This window comes from Ktedonobacter sp. SOSP1-52 (genome assembly GCF_016587395.1).
This window is the reverse complement of sequence record NZ_BNJH01000008.1, coordinates 236,748-255,023: the sequence shown is the minus strand read 5'-3', so window position 1 is coordinate 255,023 and position 18,276 is coordinate 236,748. Positions and strand designations below refer to the sequence as shown.

The 18,276-nt window shown below is 55.0% G+C and carries 16 protein-coding genes; 3 read left to right on the top strand and 13 right to left on the bottom strand.

Annotation, left to right across the window (positions count from 1 at the left end; genetic code table 11):
- Positions 1–131: 131 nt before the first annotated feature.
- On the top strand, positions 132–3,017 hold the full coding sequence (locus JMJ16_RS52955) for a hypothetical protein (RefSeq protein ID WP_201394738.1): 2,886 nt from the start codon (positions 132–134) through the stop codon (positions 3,015–3,017).
- 262 nt (positions 3,018–3,279) lie between these two features.
- The gene (locus JMJ16_RS52950) at positions 3,280–7,449 is read left to right on the top strand and encodes a hypothetical protein (protein WP_201394737.1); all 4,170 of its coding nucleotides are present in this window, start codon (positions 3,280–3,282) and stop codon (positions 7,447–7,449) included.
- Positions 7,450–8,087: 638 nt separating this feature from the next.
- Here the strand turns inward: JMJ16_RS52950 and JMJ16_RS52945 are convergent.
- From JMJ16_RS52945 to JMJ16_RS52910, 8 genes are all read right to left on the bottom strand, one after another.
- Entirely contained in the window at positions 8,088–8,366 is a 279-nt protein-coding gene (locus JMJ16_RS52945) for a hypothetical protein (protein ID WP_201394736.1), read from the bottom strand.
- 309 nt (positions 8,367–8,675) lie between these two features.
- Positions 8,676–9,182 carry a hypothetical protein gene (locus JMJ16_RS52940; RefSeq protein WP_201394735.1) on the bottom strand — a complete coding sequence of 169 codons (507 nt, stop codon included), beginning with the start codon at positions 9,180–9,182 and terminating at the stop codon, positions 8,676–8,678.
- 300 nt (positions 9,183–9,482) lie between these two features.
- Positions 9,483–9,722: a DUF2695 domain-containing protein gene (locus JMJ16_RS52935; protein ID WP_201394764.1), complete on the bottom strand. Its 240-nt coding sequence runs from the start codon at positions 9,720–9,722 to the stop codon at positions 9,483–9,485.
- A gap of 2 nt (positions 9,723–9,724) precedes the next feature.
- On the bottom strand, positions 9,725–11,080 hold the full coding sequence (locus tag JMJ16_RS52930) for a hypothetical protein (protein ID WP_201394734.1): 1,356 nt from the start codon (positions 11,078–11,080) through the stop codon (positions 9,725–9,727).
- A complete protein-coding gene (locus JMJ16_RS52925) occupies positions 11,073–11,987 on the bottom strand; it encodes a tetratricopeptide repeat protein (RefSeq protein ID WP_201394733.1) in 915 nt (304 codons plus the stop codon). Before JMJ16_RS52925 ends, JMJ16_RS52930 begins: the two co-directional genes overlap by 8 nt.
- Before the next feature lie 113 nt (positions 11,988–12,100).
- Positions 12,101–12,856 (bottom strand): exonuclease, encoded by a 756-nt coding sequence (locus JMJ16_RS52920; protein WP_201394732.1) that lies wholly within the window; start codon positions 12,854–12,856, stop codon positions 12,101–12,103.
- Between the two features lie 200 nt (positions 12,857–13,056).
- Positions 13,057–13,470, bottom strand: a complete 414-nt coding sequence (locus JMJ16_RS52915) for a helix-turn-helix transcriptional regulator (RefSeq protein ID WP_201394731.1) — start codon at positions 13,468–13,470, stop codon at positions 13,057–13,059.
- Positions 13,471–13,475: 5 nt separating this feature from the next.
- Complete coding sequence (locus JMJ16_RS52910) at positions 13,476–14,183, bottom strand: hypothetical protein (RefSeq protein WP_201394730.1); 708 nt, start codon at positions 14,181–14,183, stop codon at positions 13,476–13,478.
- Between the two features lie 388 nt (positions 14,184–14,571).
- Between JMJ16_RS52910 and JMJ16_RS52905 the strand changes: the two genes are divergently transcribed.
- Positions 14,572–15,213 carry a hypothetical protein gene (locus tag JMJ16_RS52905; protein WP_201394729.1) on the top strand — a complete coding sequence of 214 codons (642 nt, stop codon included), beginning with the start codon at positions 14,572–14,574 and terminating at the stop codon, positions 15,211–15,213.
- A gap of 139 nt (positions 15,214–15,352) precedes the next feature.
- Here the strand turns inward: JMJ16_RS52905 and JMJ16_RS52900 are convergent, their stop codons facing one another.
- The 5 genes from JMJ16_RS52900 to JMJ16_RS52880 form a co-directional block, all read right to left on the bottom strand.
- Positions 15,353–16,126, bottom strand: coding sequence for a hypothetical protein (locus JMJ16_RS52900; RefSeq protein WP_201394728.1), 774 nt, complete (start codon positions 16,124–16,126; stop codon positions 15,353–15,355).
- A 139-nt stretch (positions 16,127–16,265) separates the two neighbouring features.
- The gene (locus JMJ16_RS52895) at positions 16,266–17,150 is read right to left on the bottom strand and encodes an integrase (protein WP_201394727.1); all 885 of its coding nucleotides are present in this window, start codon (positions 17,148–17,150) and stop codon (positions 16,266–16,268) included.
- A gap of 81 nt (positions 17,151–17,231) precedes the next feature.
- On the bottom strand, positions 17,232–17,486 hold the full coding sequence (locus JMJ16_RS52890) for a hypothetical protein (RefSeq protein WP_236602226.1): 255 nt from the start codon (positions 17,484–17,486) through the stop codon (positions 17,232–17,234).
- Between the two features lie 121 nt (positions 17,487–17,607).
- On the bottom strand, positions 17,608–17,727 hold the full coding sequence (locus tag JMJ16_RS55765) for a carbon storage regulator (RefSeq protein WP_236602225.1): 120 nt from the start codon (positions 17,725–17,727) through the stop codon (positions 17,608–17,610).
- 63 nt (positions 17,728–17,790) lie between these two features.
- Complete coding sequence (locus JMJ16_RS52880; protein ID WP_236602223.1) at positions 17,791–18,273, bottom strand: hypothetical protein; 483 nt, start codon at positions 18,271–18,273, stop codon at positions 17,791–17,793.
- Positions 18,274–18,276: the final 3 nt, after the last annotated feature.

The following is an 18,276-nucleotide window of genomic DNA, read 5'->3' as shown; positions in this document are numbered from 1 at the left end:
CAATTGATTCATAGCTGGTTAGCTAATGTTCTCAGGTCGTTTAGTACTTAACGTTGTCGGAACTGTAACACCGTGGCTCCAGTTAGAAGCGTGTAGAAAGTTCTAGTATCAATCAAGGAGGATTCTGGATTATGAGTGAGAAGGATTCACAACAGCGCTTTACTTTGCCATTGCAGGTCAAAGTGAGCCGTCGTCAGGCGTTGGCGTATGGCCGTAACGCGGCGATTGCTTCCGCCCTCGCGCCGCTACTCTTTGCTGAGGCTGGTGGCGGTGAAGCCAGAGCGGCCAGCACACAACCGATTGTGGCTGCATTCTCAGATCCCACCGCGCTCTATATCGTCGACGCGGCGAATCAGGCCAGTCCACAGCTTGTGGTCACGATTACCACAACCGCAACGGCGTTGCAGGGGCAGATCCAGTGGTCTCTGCTCGAACGGGGAGCAACACAACTGAATCAAGGAACAACACCATTCAATATCCCGGTGAACAGCCAGCAAGTCTTCACGATCGAGCTTGGCACGCTAACCCCAGACTATTTTACCGTACCAGTAAATGTGGTGAATCAGGCAGGAACAGCCTTGCTCACGCAGACGCTGGGTCTGGGTGTGCTATATCCGCCGGTGGACGGTGTCCGCCCACAATCGTCCTTTGGACTTGGCATTCGTTCCGAGGGCGATCCGGTGATCTCCAAGCAGATCGCGCAGAAGATCGGCGTAAAGTGGACACGCGGCATCCAGAAAGTTCAGCCTCAGATTGTGAATCCCAGCCCCGGCGTTTTCTGGGGCCAGACCGAGATCGACGCGGCCCGCCAGGAAGTGGAGACATGGCTGTCCTACGGGGTTATGCCGCTGGGCTTCATCAATTACAACATGCCCTGGAACGTCGAGCTCGGCGCGAATGGGAAGCCGGTGCTTCTCTATCAGAATCGCCCCAAAGACCTGGTCGCCCACGCGGAAATGGTCTATCAATCGATCGCCCCACTTCAAGATCTGGTGAAGTACTGGGAGCTGTGGAATGAACCCTGGGTTCATGGCTGGACCTGGCAGACCGGCACGGCCCAGGATTATCGTGATATGGTCAAGCTGATCTGGGATCGCGTAAAGCCAACCTACCCTGATGTAAATCTAATCGGCGGCGGCTCCGTTTCCTATCAGCGCGATATTGTGTATGCCAAAGGGTCAGACAGCATCGGCTATATCGACGGCTCAGTAAACCATTCCTATGGCTATCCTGATCCGGCCCAGTATGCGATGGCGAAAACCCAGATTAAGATGGATAAGCTCTGGTCGCAGTCGCAAGGTCACGGCGGGCAATGGCAGACCGAGCTGGGCATTGCCACCTTTAACTTCCCCCACCTGACCGGCGATGCTCCCCTATACGGCGTCGCGCGCTCGGTCGCGCCTGTTTATCTTTTACATATGCTTGCGGGCGCGGAAGAAGAATCGCCGATGCGGATTTTCTGGTTTGCGCTCTCCTATGATAAAACGTTTTCGGGCGGCGAGTTCAACATCTACGATTACAGGACACGCACACCTCACCCGGCGGTCGTGGCGTACTCGACCATGACCCATTTCCTGGAAGAGTGCCAGTTGCTAGAGGAACTGTACCCAGACGCAAAGTCAACCTGGGGCATGCTTTTCAGCCATTCCGATGGCAGTGCACGCGCCGCGCTGTATGCCGATCAGGTTTTCGATGGCACCTATGAACATCAGGCCAGCGGCTATACTGGCACAATGACGTTACATGGCGCGCTAGGACTCAAGGTCTACGACTATCTGGGACGGCAACTGGCCGATGGCAGGAGCGCGCAGATCACTTTGCCATTGAACTCCTGGGAAGTGCTCTACTTCGAGTCGAATGCCTCGCCACAGGTGCTGAAACAGATTTTGACGAACGCAACGATATTCCAGTACACGACGCCGCTGCTGATCACGCCGCTTTCGTTCCACAAGCCGCTGGATGGCAAAAGCACGATCGATGTGCAGGTTGAGAATGTGACGCCCCATCTCATTCCAGCTGTTCGTTTAAGCGTTCAGCCTCCCACCGGCTGGCAACTGGCCGGGCCACAGCTTGCTCTGGCGCTTCGTCCGGGCGAAAAACGCGTGGTGAGCTTCCCGGTGAAACAGTTTGTGGTGAGCGCGGATAATCTGTACCCGCTTGGCTATACCGCAACTGTACTCGACGTACGCGATAAACAGGTGGCGCAACAACAGGGACAGCAAAGTATTCAGGTCGCTTATGCCCCTTATAAAACAGTTACTGTTGATGGCGATCTCTCTGACTGGGAGGATATTATCCCGGTGAGCATCACCGGCAAGGCCACGGATGGAACGACCAGGACATATAAGGCGCGAACGGCCTGGGATGATAATTACTTCTACTTCGCGGCGGAGATCGCGGATGATGTGCAGGTTTCCAACCTGCCCTTTGAGCAGAATCCCTATGCATTTCCTTTTAATGTCGATAGTATCCAACTGGTCTTTGATACGCTGGATAAGAAAGCGGAGGATCTGTTGGCCGGCGATGCGCATTACGAGAAGGCCTGCGCGACCAGCGTGGACCATCTTTATGTGGCGACTCTGGCCTCGAACAATGTCCCGGAACTGCATCGACAGGCAGCGCCTGGCACAAACTATCAGACGTTCTATCCGACCAATGCTCCGTTGAATCCGCCGCTGGGGCCCCTGAATACGGGTACCACGGGTACGCAGGAAGGCCAGATCAACGTGGTTCGCGACAACACCAAGCTTCTGACCACTTACGAGATCGCGATTGCCTGGTCGCAACTTCCAGAATTACAGGCGCGGCTGCAAAAGCTGGAGCAGAGAAACGTTCTGGATGTGCATTTTGCCTTCTCTGTTGAGGACGCGGGCAAGGCACCGGCGGTCGGGCGTTCTTACTGGACAAACGAGGCGGGCATTCTGGAGTCGGGAGCCTACAATTTCGCGCCCTTCTGGGGGACCGGCCTGAAGTCAACGGGCGGTCGTGTCATCACCCGCTGGGGTTTTACACGCTGAGTTGACATTTTCAGGTAAAAAATACATAGGCGTCAACAAATGTGGGCGTGGAAAGGCTACGGGGCGAGAATGGACGGGCCAGATGGAAACTGGCCCGTCCTCAGCAGTAGGAAAACATGAAGGGGAAATGAAGCAAAAAGGATAGGGCAGTTGGCTTTGAACTCAATGCTCTTAGATAAAGAGCATCTGATAAGAGCTGCACCCTGTCAAGCTGTGTAATGAAGTGTAATGGATAACGCTCGTGTGAGGAGATAACGACCCGATGATGGACGATACAATTCAATTGCGAAAATATTGGCGACAAGGAGCAACGGGCATCACATTCAAACTGAAGGATGAATTACATCATCCACAGTTTTGCTGGCCGCGAACGCTGCTCAGCTACCCGCTCATCTTTGAGCCAGAGGGAATACGTGCGGATCAACTGCACCTGTTCGACCAGGAAACAGGGAAAGAGGTCCCATTTCAGCTGACGGAGCAGCAAACGAACGGTATCGACCTTGTCTCGGCGCGTCTACATTTTTTTTCTGACCTCCCTTCGGGCGCCACTCGCTGCTTCCGGCTCCAGCGAGAAAGAGGCGAGGAGGAACAACAGGAGACAAGAGACCAGGTGCGTGCGGAAGTTGAAGGGGAGACGATCGTTCTTTATGCCGGCGCACTGCAAGTACGGATACCTGCTTCACAAACGGTGTCTGCGCAAATCGCGCCAGGGCCGATTATCCAGATGAAGCGCGAGCAGGGCTGGATTGGCAATGGTACGGTCCAGGGTGGCCGACTGGGTATCTGCTCGCTTGAAACGAGACAGATAGAGATTGGCCCACTTTTTGTTACCTATCAGATCCGCTACCATTTTGTGGGCGGCGCGACCTACACAGCGACGGTGAGGGCAATCCTCAACTACGATTTTGTCGAGCTCTCTGAGCAGATGCAGGGCCTTGAACAGCAGGCAGGAGCGAGCATGCAGATCGCATGGGATAAGTTTTCACCCACGCATCGTTTCTCATCGACCTGGCCTGGCTCACAGCAAGCATCAGACTATGTGGCGCCGGAGGGTGAGCCTGAACTCTATCAATGGCGCGCCATCGATGATCCAATTGTGGTCGGTTACAATGGCGAAGATCCAGCTTTTTTCGGACGCTCACGCGTTGAACAGCCTGAAGAAGATTTTGCCTTTACAGTTGGCCCATATGCGCCTTCCTATGCTTGGAATATACGCCCGCACGCCACATTCTGGGATCGGAAAAATGCGGAAAGCCTGGGCGTATTTATTCGCAACCCGGACCGCTGGGACGATCAGGCTTATGCGCTCTGGGCTTCCGCCAACATCCTCCAGATTCATTTTCGCTACAAGCAAGGAAAGCTGCACTGGACCTGCCCGCTGACTAATGGAACGCGCCAGATAGGGATCGCGTTCTATAGTCATGCGAAAGATTTACATGTCCTTAAAGAACAGGAAAGACAGGCGCAGGAGCTAGCGGAACGCTATGATATTCCGTTATCTCAAGCTCTAACGAATACACGCTATCTGACAACCTATACACGCCACCTTCATCATTGGTATAGCACCTTGAACTTAGATCTGGTGAAAGATTGGATACTTACGTATTCTGGAGTGCGCCCAAAGGCGTTTTTCCAGGAGGGGCAGATCAATTCTGCTCGCCAGTTGTGGCAAAAACTTTTCGCGGGTAGCGAAGGCCCCAGACTGATCGCCCAGGGGATCAATGAGTTAGCTGGCTATTTAAATATAGGGCAGCGCCCGATCTACGATTATTTTCTCGACGGCTATAATCGGCACTGTGCGCAGCTAACGACACAGCAGCAAACTGAGGTAAATGCGCTCTTTCTGCTCACCGCTTATATTTCGGCCAGGGAGGAGATTGCCCCCCTTTTGCGGATGCTGGGCGGGCATCCGAATTTTATGGCCGATGGCAAGGCAGTGCTTCCTTGCTTTGCCTGGCTCTACCCGGACCATCCGCTGGCTGCGGAATGGCGGGATATCTTTGAAACATTCCTGACGCTTGTGGGGACATTTCATACGCGCCCGGAACTGCCAGCGTTGCAGTCCCGTGGAGGACGTTGGACCGAGAGCCTCGCGGTCTATCTATGGGCCTTTCTGCGTCCCGTGGTGAGCGGTAATTTTCTGGGCCTGATGACCGATGGGCGCAATCGCTGCGCGCAACCTTTTCTGGGGGCTGTAGGTGATTGGATTGTGAATACACTCAGCGCGCCGATTGCAACCCAGCCACTCACAGATTATGTACCTGGCGTCACCCCTTTGACACAAGAAAATGGCTTTCGACGCTTCCATCCGCCCCAGGGAGCACATAGCTCCTGGCCGCACCGCCCTCCGTTAGAAATGTGGATGTTGGGGCAGTTCTTGCGAAACTATCGGCCTCTGGTTGCGGAACATCTGCTGTGGGGTAGCGATCCGGCGGCCTATCGTCTGGACGCTGATGCCGGCGACCCCGATCCGTGGAGGGTGCTGGCCAATCCAGGAGAGAAGAATCGCGGTACAAATCCTCATCTCAGAAGTTGCAAATATACCGGCTATGGCATCATTCTGCGGGCGGATGTCGATCTTCCGAGCGAAATAGCAGTTGTGTTGCAGCAGGTAGATCGTGGACCGAACTATCGTTGGGGTATCGGCGGAGAAAATAGCAGCGGCACGCTCTACTACTACGCGAACGGGCGTGCGTATAGCGGGCATGGCCGGGAAGATAGCGGCGATCGGCGAAGAGAAGATCTGATTGCACTGAGTACATTTGGAGTCTGGAAGGATGGGACGTTTCGGACAATTGGCGAGAATGTATTGGAGCAACCGTTCTATGATCTGGAGATCGCCCAGTATGCGGAAATTGTCGCGCGCAGCGGGACGCCGGAGTTAGATGATTCCGGGCCATTGCAAGGTAATTACGCGCTGCCGGAATATCGCAGCCGCAGCGTGCTGCTGGTTGGTAGCGACTATATTGTGACCTATGACGCGATTGTACCGGGCCAGCGGTGCGCCTGGTCCTGGTTTACGCTGACAAAACCAACCGGGAGAGATGCCAATAGCTTTGCCTACCTGCCTGATCAGTTTCCTTTTATTCGCGCGGTGCGAGGTGTGGTACAGGATGACGGAGCCGCTTGCATTGTGCAAACGTCAACCTCGCGCGGCATGCGTCTGGAGAGTGAGTTAGATGGGAGCGCGTCTAATGTGCTGGTTGTGGTCAGTCATCGCGAAGACCTCCAGGTCGCGGACGGTGTTTCTACGCCCTGGGGGGCGCGGATAACAACGGCGCGGAGCACGGATTATGTTTTTCGCTATCAGGGAGAAATTTATTATCAGCCGCAAGAAATTCAATATGCCGCTGACGGTCTGCTCTTCACCGGCACTGCGGGTCTGATTCGACTTTTGAATGATGGAACAAAACACCTGGCGCTTTTCCACGGCTCACGTGTAGGCACACCGGAAGTCGTGATAAGCGTCGATCATCCGAATTTTGGCGTGAGTCTCATTTATCGCGTTATGTCAGAACTGGCCGGGCACTATTTTACGCCAGAAGCTGGGACGCTTACGCTGAGCATTCCTGCTGGGAGAGAAAACGCGAGTCTCTATATCGATGGGATGCTGGTCGTGACCGAGGGAAATGAGACAGAGATCAAGGCGCTGGTGCCAGCCGGGCATCATCGCTGGCAATTGACAAAAGGGCTGCCGGAGCCGATGCCACCAACGGTGTTGCGAACCGAAAACGGTCACAATGGGGCGATTGTCTACTTTGCTCCTGTACCCGGTGCCGAATATTATGAACTCCAGATGAGCAAAGATAATGGGTGGAGCTGGTTGCTTATGGGTACGACGGCGAACGAGTACTTTTATTTGACGGATCAAGAGAATGGCAGCAAATTTCATGTGCGCGTGATCGCGGTGAACGCCCAGGCGCGAAGCCGACCGGGCCACGAATATCCAATTTATGTGACTACTCTTCCAGCACCCCCACCCGATGGGCTCAATATAAGCTTGGCTGAGAACTGCGTTACGTTGAGCTGGGGAGAAGTTCTAGGTGTTGCGTGTTATCATCTGTATCGACGCGAGAGCGGGAAGACTGATTTTCAGGAAATCTTCTCCGGGCGGGCATTTCAGTTCGTTGATAGGTATGTTTCAGGCGTGAAGCCCGCCTATCCAGAGCCCGGCCTTGCGGCGAATGGACAGCGGGATATGTCGGAGGTAACCATCTATGAATATGCTGTTGCCAGTGAAAACGGGCATGGCGTAGGCGAAAAATCGTTACCTATTAGCACAGATCCTAGAAACTGGCGCAACTGGAAACCAGCTACCAGTCTGAGATTCCGGCGCCAGCACGTCTATAACCAGCCGCCGTACGTCCATGCATCTTATACACTCTCTCTATACTACAATAACTTGGCAACTCCAACAGAATGCTTTCACTAGCATCACGCAAGGCCACTGCTTCTTCCTGCTTGGATGCATCCACGCTGAGATGCTGTTTTGCCTAGTACCAGGAGCAATTGACTTCGAGCAGCTCGCAAAGGCGCCGGACGGAAATGGGCTGCTTCTCCTGGCATGCATGTTCAATGACGGCATGCCGCTGCTCTATCGGTACTTTGTTGACTCCGGTGGCTTGCGCAAAGCAAGAGTGATCATCACCCGCTTTTACAGCGAGTTCAAAGAGAGGAACACTCTCATTTTTTATCGCACCCCTGCCAAATCGAGTCAATCTCATCCAGATGTGGAAGATGCTTTGAAAAGCTAGATGTGTGTCTTCTTTTTTATTTCCATTGAGGTATAGCTGCTTCTCGCAACTATACCTCAAAGAAACAGGCGCTACACTTGTGTTTATCCCGAAAGGGTATGAACCACCATACGATTGAGATGGAACCAATGACCACGTGCCTGAACGAAAGCAACATCTTGCTTCCCAGCTTTTTGAGGGTCCGAGATTACCAAAATTTGGTATTATATTATTTATAGAATTCTTGCCTCTAAAAAAGCGCTTTCTTGAACTGTCTCTCTCCCTGGCACTGGATATGGCCTCTGAAGAAGCTGTATCCAGTGCAATGTCGCGTGTGTTAAGAATGCCTGCGTTGTTCTTGCTGGAGAAGTGCTCTTATTTCTTCTTGGGAAAGACAATCAGCTGGGCGTTCATTGGCTGGCCATGGCTCTTGTCGCGCGTCACCAATGGTTGCTTCGGTGACGAGGCGCCGGGTAAACCCAAAGGGGAAGCGGAACGTGGGATCATCGATAATCCACAGGTGATAGTGGTTGGCGGTGTCCACTTCGCGTGAGCGCGCGGGGAAGAGTTCGATGCCTTCGCATTCTGGTCCGACGAGTTCATCTTTGATGCACATTTTGTCCCTATAGGGCAGAAATGTTCCACGATCCAGGCGTCGGAACGAGAGGTGGATCAGGTCTGGCCCACTGCCATGTGCCTTGAAGCGTCTGCGATGGACCTGATAACGACTATTACGATAGATCTCACTTTCAGGATCACGTGGATCTTTCTCACATTGGACGAAAGGTGTCTAGGGGATGCTTAGAAGATCGTGTTTGGGATCTTGTTTCTTGCGTTTCATAGTTTTTCTTTCTCTAGAAAACAACAGGCTACGCCTTGATAAGGCACCGCCTGACACGTTTCAAACCATTTTTGCTTTGTTGGCTCAGCGCATATCGTCGTTGTGAGGATTCCTCTGCTCTTGCTGTGCCGTAAGAGGAGTTCCTCTCATGTGCTGACAATACTGTTCCGCCGTTTGGGCGCCAAAGAACCCTGTGAGGATCGCCTGAGCGTCAAAATGCTGGCCAAAGCAAATGCCACCTGGTGCAAATGAGAGCACCGCTAGAGCCTGTGCAACATGATTGAAGAGCTTAGCAGTTTCTCCTCTCACCTGGCTTCCAAAGAGGAGGACATCTCCCTTTGATGCAATCAGTGTTCCTACCTGACGGGCTGCTTCCAGGTCATTCTCATCGGGACCCTGCCGTTCATAGAGTCCTAGCACACGAAGAGGAACGGCGGCACTGAGCGCAATGGCGAGATGGCTTGAGGCAACTGAAGAACGCTCAGTGAAGAGCGGCGGTGCACCCAGGGGAGGATGAGATATTCCCCCCTCCTGGCTCGCCGCCGCTCTTCGCTCGGCGCGGCGTTGGCGTTTTGCCTGTCGGTCTGACATACGTTATCTCCTTTTTTGAACACAACAATGCCTCCTGCCCAGCCGTGATCATGGCCGAGCAGGAGGCATTCCTTTTCCATGACAAGAGCACACAGATGACGCGTTTTCTCTGTGTGCTTGTCGTCTTGATGATGCTCCCTGCCTTCCCTCCTACCTGTCTGTGAGTGTGCGCCTAAGACGCAGCAGGAACGTGCTCCGATCGTCATGTGAGTCGCGCCCTTGCTGGAACCAAAGCAGGACAAAACAGTGGGAGTGGAGAGGGAAGAGAAGATGATGATGAAATGCGCGCAGAGAAACTGGCTAGGGTGTGGGCCAGTCAATGAGCGTTGAGAGGATGCCACAATCGCAGGTGATCCCTAGCGCTCTCAACTGCGCCAGGTGGCTTTCGACATTCAGACCCTGACGCCTCAGCCAGATGGCTGTATGCTCAAAGGTGTGGTTACACCTGTAGCGCCATCCAGTCTTGGTCGGCCTGGCATGGCACTGCTGGGGTTCTTGAAGCCAGGTGTAGAGCGCATCAAATTGGCGTTGATCCAGCATTGTCACGCTGTCCCTCCCATCGTGCTCCCATTACCGCTTTCGCTGTCCTCTGGAGAAGGTGCCCACTGAGCCTCTCTCCTATCTTGCAGAGGGTTCACCGGAGTGGAGAGGGATCCTTCATAGCTGATCTCAGCACACCTGATCCAGGACAGCAGGAAGAGTTGCCACGCGACCTCAAGCAGCGTGGTATCTACCCCTCTGGGAAACAGGAACCAGACGGCCCTGGGGAGGCGTTTCTGACAGTCTGGGAGCATCTCCGGGTCTATCCAGGGAGTGATATCGGTCAACACCTCCGTCCAGGGAGTGAAGAAGAGATGGAGACAGTAGAGCCGCGCCGGGTGTGTCACCTGATCCTGCCGAGAGAACAGTTCGTCAAAGCATTGCCAGTTCATCCGCAGGGCATAGCCATGGGCATTAAAGCAAAGCTGATTGACCAGAGCGATGGCCTCCTGGAGCGAGGCCTCATCCTGGATTACCTGACGGCTTCGCTCATAGGACATCGTTCCCAAGGTTACCACCTGCCAGGGACGTGTGGCGAGACGGGTGCGCAGCGCCTCTTCCTGGCGGGCACAGGAGGCGAGGGTCCGCTGGAGCAGGACTACCGCGCTCGCCAAGCGTGTGCCTTCTCCCAGGCGAGAAAGAGGGCCAAAGAGCATCTCTGGGTCAGGGTCATCCTCGAGCTCATGCACCAGTTCCCAGCAGGCATGCAGCACGCACCGATCAAAGGCGAGCACCTCCATGAGCAAACCAAGGTCAGTGTTGACCCCTGTGAGCACGTCATGGAGCAACTCACCCGTCCATCCCCGGGCATTGGCTTCGAGCCAGAGTTGCTTGAGGGCACGCTCTGTCAGCGCCATATCGCTACTTCCAAGAATGGCAGAGGCGGCGAGGCGCTGCTGCAAACACGCCTCCACCTCTTCCAAAAGCGCTGCAACGATATCTTCTGGGAAGAGATGCCCCATCTTCCACGTGTGCGCCAGGGCAATGGCCCGTTTCCAGGTCGCTCTTTCTTCCTCCCATTCCTCTTCTAAGGATGCATAGGGCAGTGTAGGAGGACACTGGGCATGGGCCAGTTCGTGGAGCAGGGTCCGCAGGGCCTGTTCCTCTGGTATATCGGGGGAATACCAGACCCAGATATCATGATCCTCAATGGAATAGGCCCCCGCAGCGCGAAAATCCAGTGGCTGGCGAACCACCAGAAGCGTGCGCACCTTGATACCCGCGGCTCTGGCATACTCCCACAAATGGAGAAACGCGTCAGGTGGCGGATCAATCAGGGGGTCAGGCGTCTCTGGTGGAAGTGACGCACGCAGTTCCTGGAGTTGACGAGTGAACGTGGGCTGTATGCGGTTATGCATGCGTGGTTCTTCCTTTCGTGCGCATGGTGGGTGGAGTGGGTACCGTGAGTTGTGTCCCCAGGCGTTGCATAACGACGAAGAAGCAATCTGCCAGTGCCGGGTCTTCGGGCATCTCGTGTAACGCATGCCAGAGGTCTTGGTAGGCAGCCTGCCAGTGTTGATCTTTAGCATGGAGCAACCCACGAATAGAGAAGAAGCGAGCACACGTGGGATAGAGTTCAATTGCAGCATTAAGATCCTCGATGGCTTCCTGGCGGTACTGCAAGAGGGAACAGACCCCACCACGTTGTGCATAAAGTTCCGCGTAGGCCTCCGCTCGTTCCTCCTGCCGTGGCAAGCGTGGGTCAGGGACGGCAGGGGTAAGGATCTTTGTGAGGACGTTGTGGGCCTTGCGCAGGTGTTTGAGCTGAATGAGGACCTTCGCGTAATACCAGGTGTACGCTAAGCAGTCATACTCCTGTGGTTGGAGCCAGGCCCGTGCCTGTTTCCAGAGAGGAAGCGCATCTGGGTAGCGTTCCTGTTCTGTGGCGAGGACCGCAAGTACCAGACAGGTGAGTCCTTCCAGTCGCCTTGTGGTTCCACCGCGTTGCAGGAGGGTGTGCAGATCCTGTCGAGCCTGCTCAGGCGCTCCAAGGAGGGCATAGGCGACCCCGCGTTGCAGCAGCAGGCGTTGTGTGTGCTCTTTTTTTGGGAAGAAGAGCGTGTGCGAGTGAGACCGAGGATACCCTAATTGTGTAGACCAGGTCGCCATGTGCCTGGAGAGTTGTGTACACTCAACTGTCCCCTCATCGCTGACGCAGGAGAACACCTCTGCGAGTGGATGGGTTGGATACAAGGTGAGGAGTTGGCGCAATGCGTAGCCGACCTCTGAGGCGAGGGGCGGTGTTGATGATGGAAACGTGGGCATGATGTAACCCAAGTCCTTTCTTAGTGAAGAAGAGTGTTTTGATGATGTGGTGCCGCCAGAGAGAGGGTGGTAATGCTCCACGCTCCCTCACTGGCTGGTCTTTGGGGCAGTGGTTAGTTCTCGCCCGCGCGAGCCATGGCGCAGAGCACAGCATGCAACGCCTGGGCGCATTGAAGAGGGTCAGGCGAGGAGGGAAGCGTGATTGCGCATCGCTCGCACAGCTCTGAGAGACGTAACCCAAGTTCGCCGAAGTAGGCGCGCGTATGAGCGCGTAGATCCTCCATCTGTAGGGAGAGAGGTGGAAGATGCAAACGTTCGGCGGTAGCTTTCAGCCGCGCCACATTATAGTCGTGCTGGAACGTGAGCAAGAAGCGACCCTGGCAGGCCTGGGTAAGTTGGCCCCATACCGCGGGAAGGAGTGGGGCCGAAGCCAGTTGAGTCGCCGAGAGACCAAACGCTTCGCAGCGTGCGAACGAGATGGGCTTCGTTGGGTGAATGACGAGATGCTCAATGGGCATGCCTCTATGGTCAACCAGTGTGACGGCAATGATGTCGGCATCGTTGGTGAGTCCGGCGGTGGTGAGGTGAAAGATGGCCAGATCTGGGCGTGCCAGCATCTCTTGCGCCCAGCGAATCTCCTGCAAGGGCGGAAGTGGTGGAAGAGTGTGAAGCGCGTATCGCAGGTGGCCGATGTCCTGTTGCATGTGGATCTGGATCTGCATCAGCAACTGCTCCAGGTGTTCACGTCTCTGTGCTCGTGCCTTGTGAGAGAGACCAGCAGACATGAGACTTGCCTGTTGCTCTTTGTCCAGGAGGCTACGCGCTTGTTCCATCGCTTGTTGGTAATTGAAGGGCGGTGGGTTTGTCATACATGGGTCCTTTCTAAAAAAGGATGACAGCCTCCCTACGCATGGGAAGCTGTCGTCCTGGTGATAGTGAGAGCTTGTTGCACGCCTGGGAGGTCGTGGGGTATGCTCAGAGGAGAGAGCGTTGGAGGACTCCTACTCTCTCGATACTGTGCCTCTTCAGGGAGATTGTCTAGATCGAGTCCTGAAGAGGTTCTTTTGGTTTAGCGTTGGTCCTCACGCCTCTGCTGAAGCAGGTGTTCAACGGAGGCCAGTGCCTCGCGTACTTCCTTTAGAGTGTCGGGCCAGATGAAGTAGTAGTTATGCTTTCCCAGACGTTTCACACCGATCAGTTTGGCTACCAGTAAGAGGCGTAAGTGGTGGGACACGACGGGTTGGCTGCGTGGGATCCGTTCAACCAGTTCACTGACACACAGGTTCCCGCCTTCTTGTGCCAGCAGACGGAGCAAACGAAACCGGATAGGGCTCGCGATGGCTTCAAGCAGGAGCACGAGGCCTGCGTCCTCTTCTAGCTCTTCTTCTCTCCAGTCCTTGTTCTCACTGGGGTCTGAGGTTGTCGTATCAGTGGCGGGATGCATGAGGAGGGAGAGATGGTCACGTTGGTGATGGGTGTTCATTGGTTTTATCCTTTCTTCGATGAGGTAGTGTCTGACGCCATATCGCCTCGTGTAAAAGGGCCGTCAGTGTAGTGACAGAGCAGGCAGACCAGGGTAAGCGTGTGCTCAGGATTGTTGTTCCAAAGCGGGGTCAGCCAGCTTTCGCAGTGCGGGCAACAGGGAGTGTCCTGCGTGTTGTCCAGGGCGATGGAAGGCCTGCTAGCGACAGGCTGTAGTGGCACGATGACCTCTGTCTGGGTCGAGAGCCAGTGGCGTACCGCATCGGCGCTCTGCCCATGGAGTTCCAGGGTCTGGATCGAGGATTCTGCGTTGCCCATCAGTGGATCTGGCAGCGAGAGGTAGCGTAGGAGGAGGGTGGTATCGCCCTCGATGCTACTCTCTATTACTTCACAGATGCATGCTCGTGCGAGCAGATGGGCACCGAATTGCAGAAACGGCCGGGGTGGCTGGGGAAGGGCCTGGAGATACCAGGTGAGCAGTGTTTCCTGCTCGTCGTTGCCCTGGACCAGAAATGACGGCAAACGCTCATGGGTGAACACGACCTCGATCCCTGGCGCAAGTTGGCGTGAGCGGTGATCAATGAGCGTGACGATGTGTTCGCGATCAAGCATACGGCCAGCAAGCGACAGATAGCGGTAGGACGGGTTTGCGCACGGTGAGTGCTCGGTGTCAACGGGGAAATGCGCGTTCTGGGGCGCAGGTGTCTCAGACATGAGAAGATGTGCTCCTTTCGTAGAGAGAAAATGCTGTGATATCTCGTGGTGTGTGAAGTGTCCCAGTGGGGTGGACCGCGGCATTGGGGAAGGCTGGAGACACTGTTCTTCATTGGCAGTCCTCCTTCTACTTGTCAGGGTTTCAGGCCACAAAACGCATTTGCACAGCAAGAAGGGGATGGAAGGTCATGCTTTTGCTCAAGGGCAGGAAGCCAGTTCCACGTGAAAAGGTACAAAGGATGCTGCGATTCGAGGCTTTGACAAGTGTGGTGTTTTTCATAGGCAGAGGGGCAATTATACGTTTATACTGAGTGGGAACGTTGCGTTGTCATGAGGGAGCGAGAAAACGATGGAGACGCCCCTCCTCCTCTGATGAAAGGAAAAAAGAATGATTCTCCCCCCTGGCAACTGCCCGGTCTGTAAGCGCAATGACCAGGTTCAGAAAGTCCCGGCTATTCATCGCAATAGCTCCTTCACGAGGATGGAACCCCAGGTCTCCACCTCTGTGACTGTCACCTATGATGCCGCAGGAAATCCTACCTACACCTCTGTCCCTCAGACGACCACCGTTCCAGTCACCCACCAGACGAGACTCGGGGCCTTGCTCTCGCCTCCTCAGTGCAAGAGGATTCCTCTTCCTGCTGGTGAGAAAATCATTTTTTGGCTCTGCCCTCTCTTCGCCTTCGTCTTTTATTTTGGCCTTATGTCTTTTCTTGAGAGGATTTTTCCTCATGCCCTCGATGCATTCGTCGCCTTTTCATCTCTTGGTGCTTGCTTGCTGCTTCCTCTCATCTTCGGCGGCATCCTCATCGGACCCCCTCTGCTCCTCGCGTTCCTGACGCACAATGTATTTTTCCGTCAAGCGAACAAGCGCCGCCATGAGCTACAACGGCAAGAGAGGGAGCGCTGGCAATATCTGGTGCGCCAATGGGAGCAATTCTGCTACTGCCATCGGTGCGATTGCGTCTTCTCTGCGAGTAGCGAGAAAATCGCTGCACCTGCTCAAATACAGCAACTCTACCGTCAGTAGGTGTCTGCACGGTTTATCATCCTTTGGTCATTTAAAACGACCAGAGCCTGGAACCTCAGCGCCTTTTCACGTGGGACTGGCTTCCTTCCCTTGAGCAGAAGCATGACCTTCCATCCCCTTCTTGCTGTGCAGAAACGTCTTACGGTCTAAAACCCTGCTTGTGTGGTTGCGATGGACTACTCGGATTGGATACCAGGGAGCGTGCAGGCAATGGAAGCGGAGTCACCTGAAGGGGGCGCGTGGTATAGAAGGCGATGAGTTGTGCCGTGCGTCTGGTGAGTGCGCGACTGACTGGCGAGGGAAGGTGTTCGACCTCTCGCCAGTCAGTAAGGGCGGCCAGCCGATGGAGTCGTGGAAGCAAGAGTTGAGGGAGCAGATGTAAGGGTGTGGGAGGGAGTGGAAAGCGCCAGATAACGTAGCTTGTATAATATGTGCTCACCTGGCATTGGCGTGTTCTCATCCCGCCTTCTATCCTGATCAGGAACTGATCGGTATAGCGCCAGGTACGAAATCCAGCGGGGGTGAGTGACCTGGGACGTGTCGGTGACGCTGGTGGAATGTGGACAAAGTCGAGATGCTGGCGTCGCCACTCCTGCTGCCACCATTCGGCCAGGTGCTGTTCCATCCCATCATTGAACGGTGTCAGGACCTTGTCGCGATAGGGCAGAAAGATGCGCGTGGGTTGAGGGAGCGGACCAAAGGGTTGAAAGAGCCGTTTGGGCGTGTCAAAGCCGTCGATACAGGCGAGGACGTGCTCGGGAAAGGCGTGTCGGTAGCCGTGCTCCTGGTCCGTCACGTGAGATGGATCGCTGGTAAATTCCACGAACCAATCCCGGGCCGTCGTTTTGTAGAGGCCGGTGAAGGCCTCTAGTTCTTTGAGCAGAAAGCGATAGCGGGTATCTTCTCGACGCATAGGGGATGTTCCTTTCAAAAAAAGACATGAAAAAACTGGCTCACCCGCCTGTCCGTGCAGGCAGATGAGTCAGTGAGTATGAAGAAAACGCGAATCTATATGAACAGGAACAGCAGTGTTCCTGGGGGATGGTGTCTGCTTAACGCAGGTAGGAGGTTAGGACCACGTCTCGACGGTTATGCCCCAGCGCCCGTGACACGATCAGGACGGCTTCCTCATCAAGAATGCCACGGGGCAGGCGACCCTGTGGCGGGGGCAGAGGACGACCAGAAAGGAATTGATAGAGTGCCTGGGCATACTGCCGACGATAGGCATGGATATCGAGGTGCTTCGGGAGGCGAGGAAAGACCTTCTCCTCGCCCCGCCGTCCCTCGACCAGGCGGAGCACAGTTGTTTCTTGCCCTGGAAGGACAGGAACCTGTCGTATTTTGCCCCCTTTACCGTGGACGTGGGCAAGCATCACCTGTCCATCTGGCAGCCTCTCGATCTGACCTACCCGCAGCGCTCGCACTTCATGCCGCCGTAAGCCAGTTGCACCAAGAAAGGCAAGCAGATCCTGCCAGGCTTCTGGAGACATGTATCGAGGCCGTTTCTGGTGCGAAGAAGGGGTACGGGAGCGACGAATGGCCTCTCGATGCCGTGCCGGTAATGCCACCTCGCTGGCAAGAGTCGGAGAGCCAAAGAAGAGGCGCAAGGCGCTGCGCGTGGTTGCCAGGGTCCAGGGACTATAGCCCTCCTGCACATGCAGTTGCAAGTAGGCAGAGACGAGCGCATCCGCACGCTGATCGATCTCGTGCAGCCGTTTGGTTCCATAGGTTGCGCGGCACCAGCACAAAAAGCGCATCACGATGTTCTGGTACGTCGTCCGTGTAGTATAGGCGTGAATCTTCCCATCAGAAAACGGCCAGTGATAGATTCCCAGGATGCGAGCCTGGGCTTTGGCGTGCGCGCGGCTCTGTCCCAGCGCCATCAAGCCGTCCAGCCTCTGTTGCGCTTCATAAAGGAGCCCTGGTCGTTTCCCCATTGTAGGTACATTCTTCTTTGTGTAAAATGATGTGGTTTTACAAGGCCTGTCGTTGCGTTCAGTAATTGCGAAGCCGTCTGCCTACAGAGGATTGCCTCTGCAGAGCAGGGAGAAGACGGTGAAGAGGGGCTCCGTGCTCTCTTTTGTGCCCTGTGTTGTGCTGGCGCCTGCCTCCCAGAGAAGATGGGAATCATGCATCAGTCGACACAGGATACGTGTTGTCTTCTCGTGAGGTGCGGACAGAGAGCCAGGCTCAATCTGTTGCACGTGCAGTGCCAGCAGAGCAGGAAGGATGGAGCGACTCAACATCCACCCTTGCCCTGCCTTCTTATGCACTGCGGCTCTCATGAATGAGAACACTTGTTCTCCTGTAATACGGGCGAGTAGAGGTTGTGGTTACATGTTTTCTCCTCACTTTCTCAAAAAGCGACTTTTCATTGAAAAGGGAACAAGCGCCTCACTCTGGTTTAGTGACAGGAGGCTTCGAGAGGGGTGTTTGCCGCTGCAGTAATTCCTCGCGCACGATAGTGATCTCGGGGGGAGCGGTGATCCCGAGTTTGGCTCGTCCTTCATCCACCTCAAGGACTTCAATGAGAATGTTCCCAGAGGATAACGCGCTCCCCTTTCTTGCGTCGTATGACTAGCATGATGGTTCCCTTCTTTCTTTTGTGATGGGCTCGAATGGCATTGATGGGTTCGTAGGTGGTGTACCCTGTTCTGGCGGTACTGTGTTCTCTTCGTAGGCACTGGCAACCGCTTTTTTGATCACCTGCCGTTTGCGCAGTGCGGGGCGAAGCAGCGGGACCCACTTGGGGTCAGGATGTTTGACGGTAACCTCTCCCTCTCGCCGGGTGCCATCTTTTCGCGTCGGGTAGCTACGGGTAAAGGTGTCGATGATCCGCTGCTCGTAGAGCAGATCTTCGGGTTGAGCCTGGGCCAGCCAGTTCTGGCGTTTTGCGGTGTTTGTGGATTCAGGGACTTCGGCCGCAGCAGGACGAGAAGCCGCCTCGGAGAGGTCGTAGGTGACGGTAGTGTAGGTGCGCGAATGGGTTACCCACTTCTCTTTGGGCTTCCCTTGGTACAGCCACAGGACATGGTGGAGAATTCTAGAAGCCTCTGCCAATCC

Bases quoted from the DNA above. Each gene is read 5' to 3' on its own strand.
- JMJ16_RS52950 (WP_201394737.1), top strand. From the start codon at position 3,280: ATGATGGACGATACAATTCAATTGCGAAAATATTGGCGACAAGGAGCA.
- JMJ16_RS52910 (WP_201394730.1), bottom strand. From the start codon at position 14,183: ATGTCTGAGACACCTGCGCCCCAGAACGCGCATTTCCCCGTTGACACC.
- JMJ16_RS52955 (WP_201394738.1), top strand. From the start codon at position 132: ATGAGTGAGAAGGATTCACAACAGCGCTTTACTTTGCCATTGCAGGTC.
- JMJ16_RS52935 (WP_201394764.1), bottom strand. From the start codon at position 9,722: ATGCTGGATCAACGCCAATTTGATGCGCTCTACACCTGGCTTCAAGAA.
- JMJ16_RS52940 (WP_201394735.1), bottom strand. From the start codon at position 9,182: ATGTCAGACCGACAGGCAAAACGCCAACGCCGCGCCGAGCGAAGAGCG.
- JMJ16_RS52930 (WP_201394734.1), bottom strand. From the start codon at position 11,080: ATGCATAACCGCATACAGCCCACGTTCACTCGTCAACTCCAGGAACTG.
- JMJ16_RS52895 (WP_201394727.1), bottom strand. From the start codon at position 17,150: ATGGGGAAACGACCAGGGCTCCTTTATGAAGCGCAACAGAGGCTGGAC.
- JMJ16_RS52925 (WP_201394733.1), bottom strand. From the start codon at position 11,987: ATGCCCACGTTTCCATCATCAACACCGCCCCTCGCCTCAGAGGTCGGC.
- JMJ16_RS52920 (WP_201394732.1), bottom strand. From the start codon at position 12,856: ATGACAAACCCACCGCCCTTCAATTACCAACAAGCGATGGAACAAGCG.
- JMJ16_RS52915 (WP_201394731.1), bottom strand. From the start codon at position 13,470: ATGAACACCCATCACCAACGTGACCATCTCTCCCTCCTCATGCATCCC.
- JMJ16_RS52900 (WP_201394728.1), bottom strand. From the start codon at position 16,126: ATGCGTCGAGAAGATACCCGCTATCGCTTTCTGCTCAAAGAACTAGAG.
- JMJ16_RS52905 (WP_201394729.1), top strand. From the start codon at position 14,572: ATGATTCTCCCCCCTGGCAACTGCCCGGTCTGTAAGCGCAATGACCAG.
- JMJ16_RS52945 (WP_201394736.1), bottom strand. From the start codon at position 8,366: ATGTGCATCAAAGATGAACTCGTCGGACCAGAATGCGAAGGCATCGAA.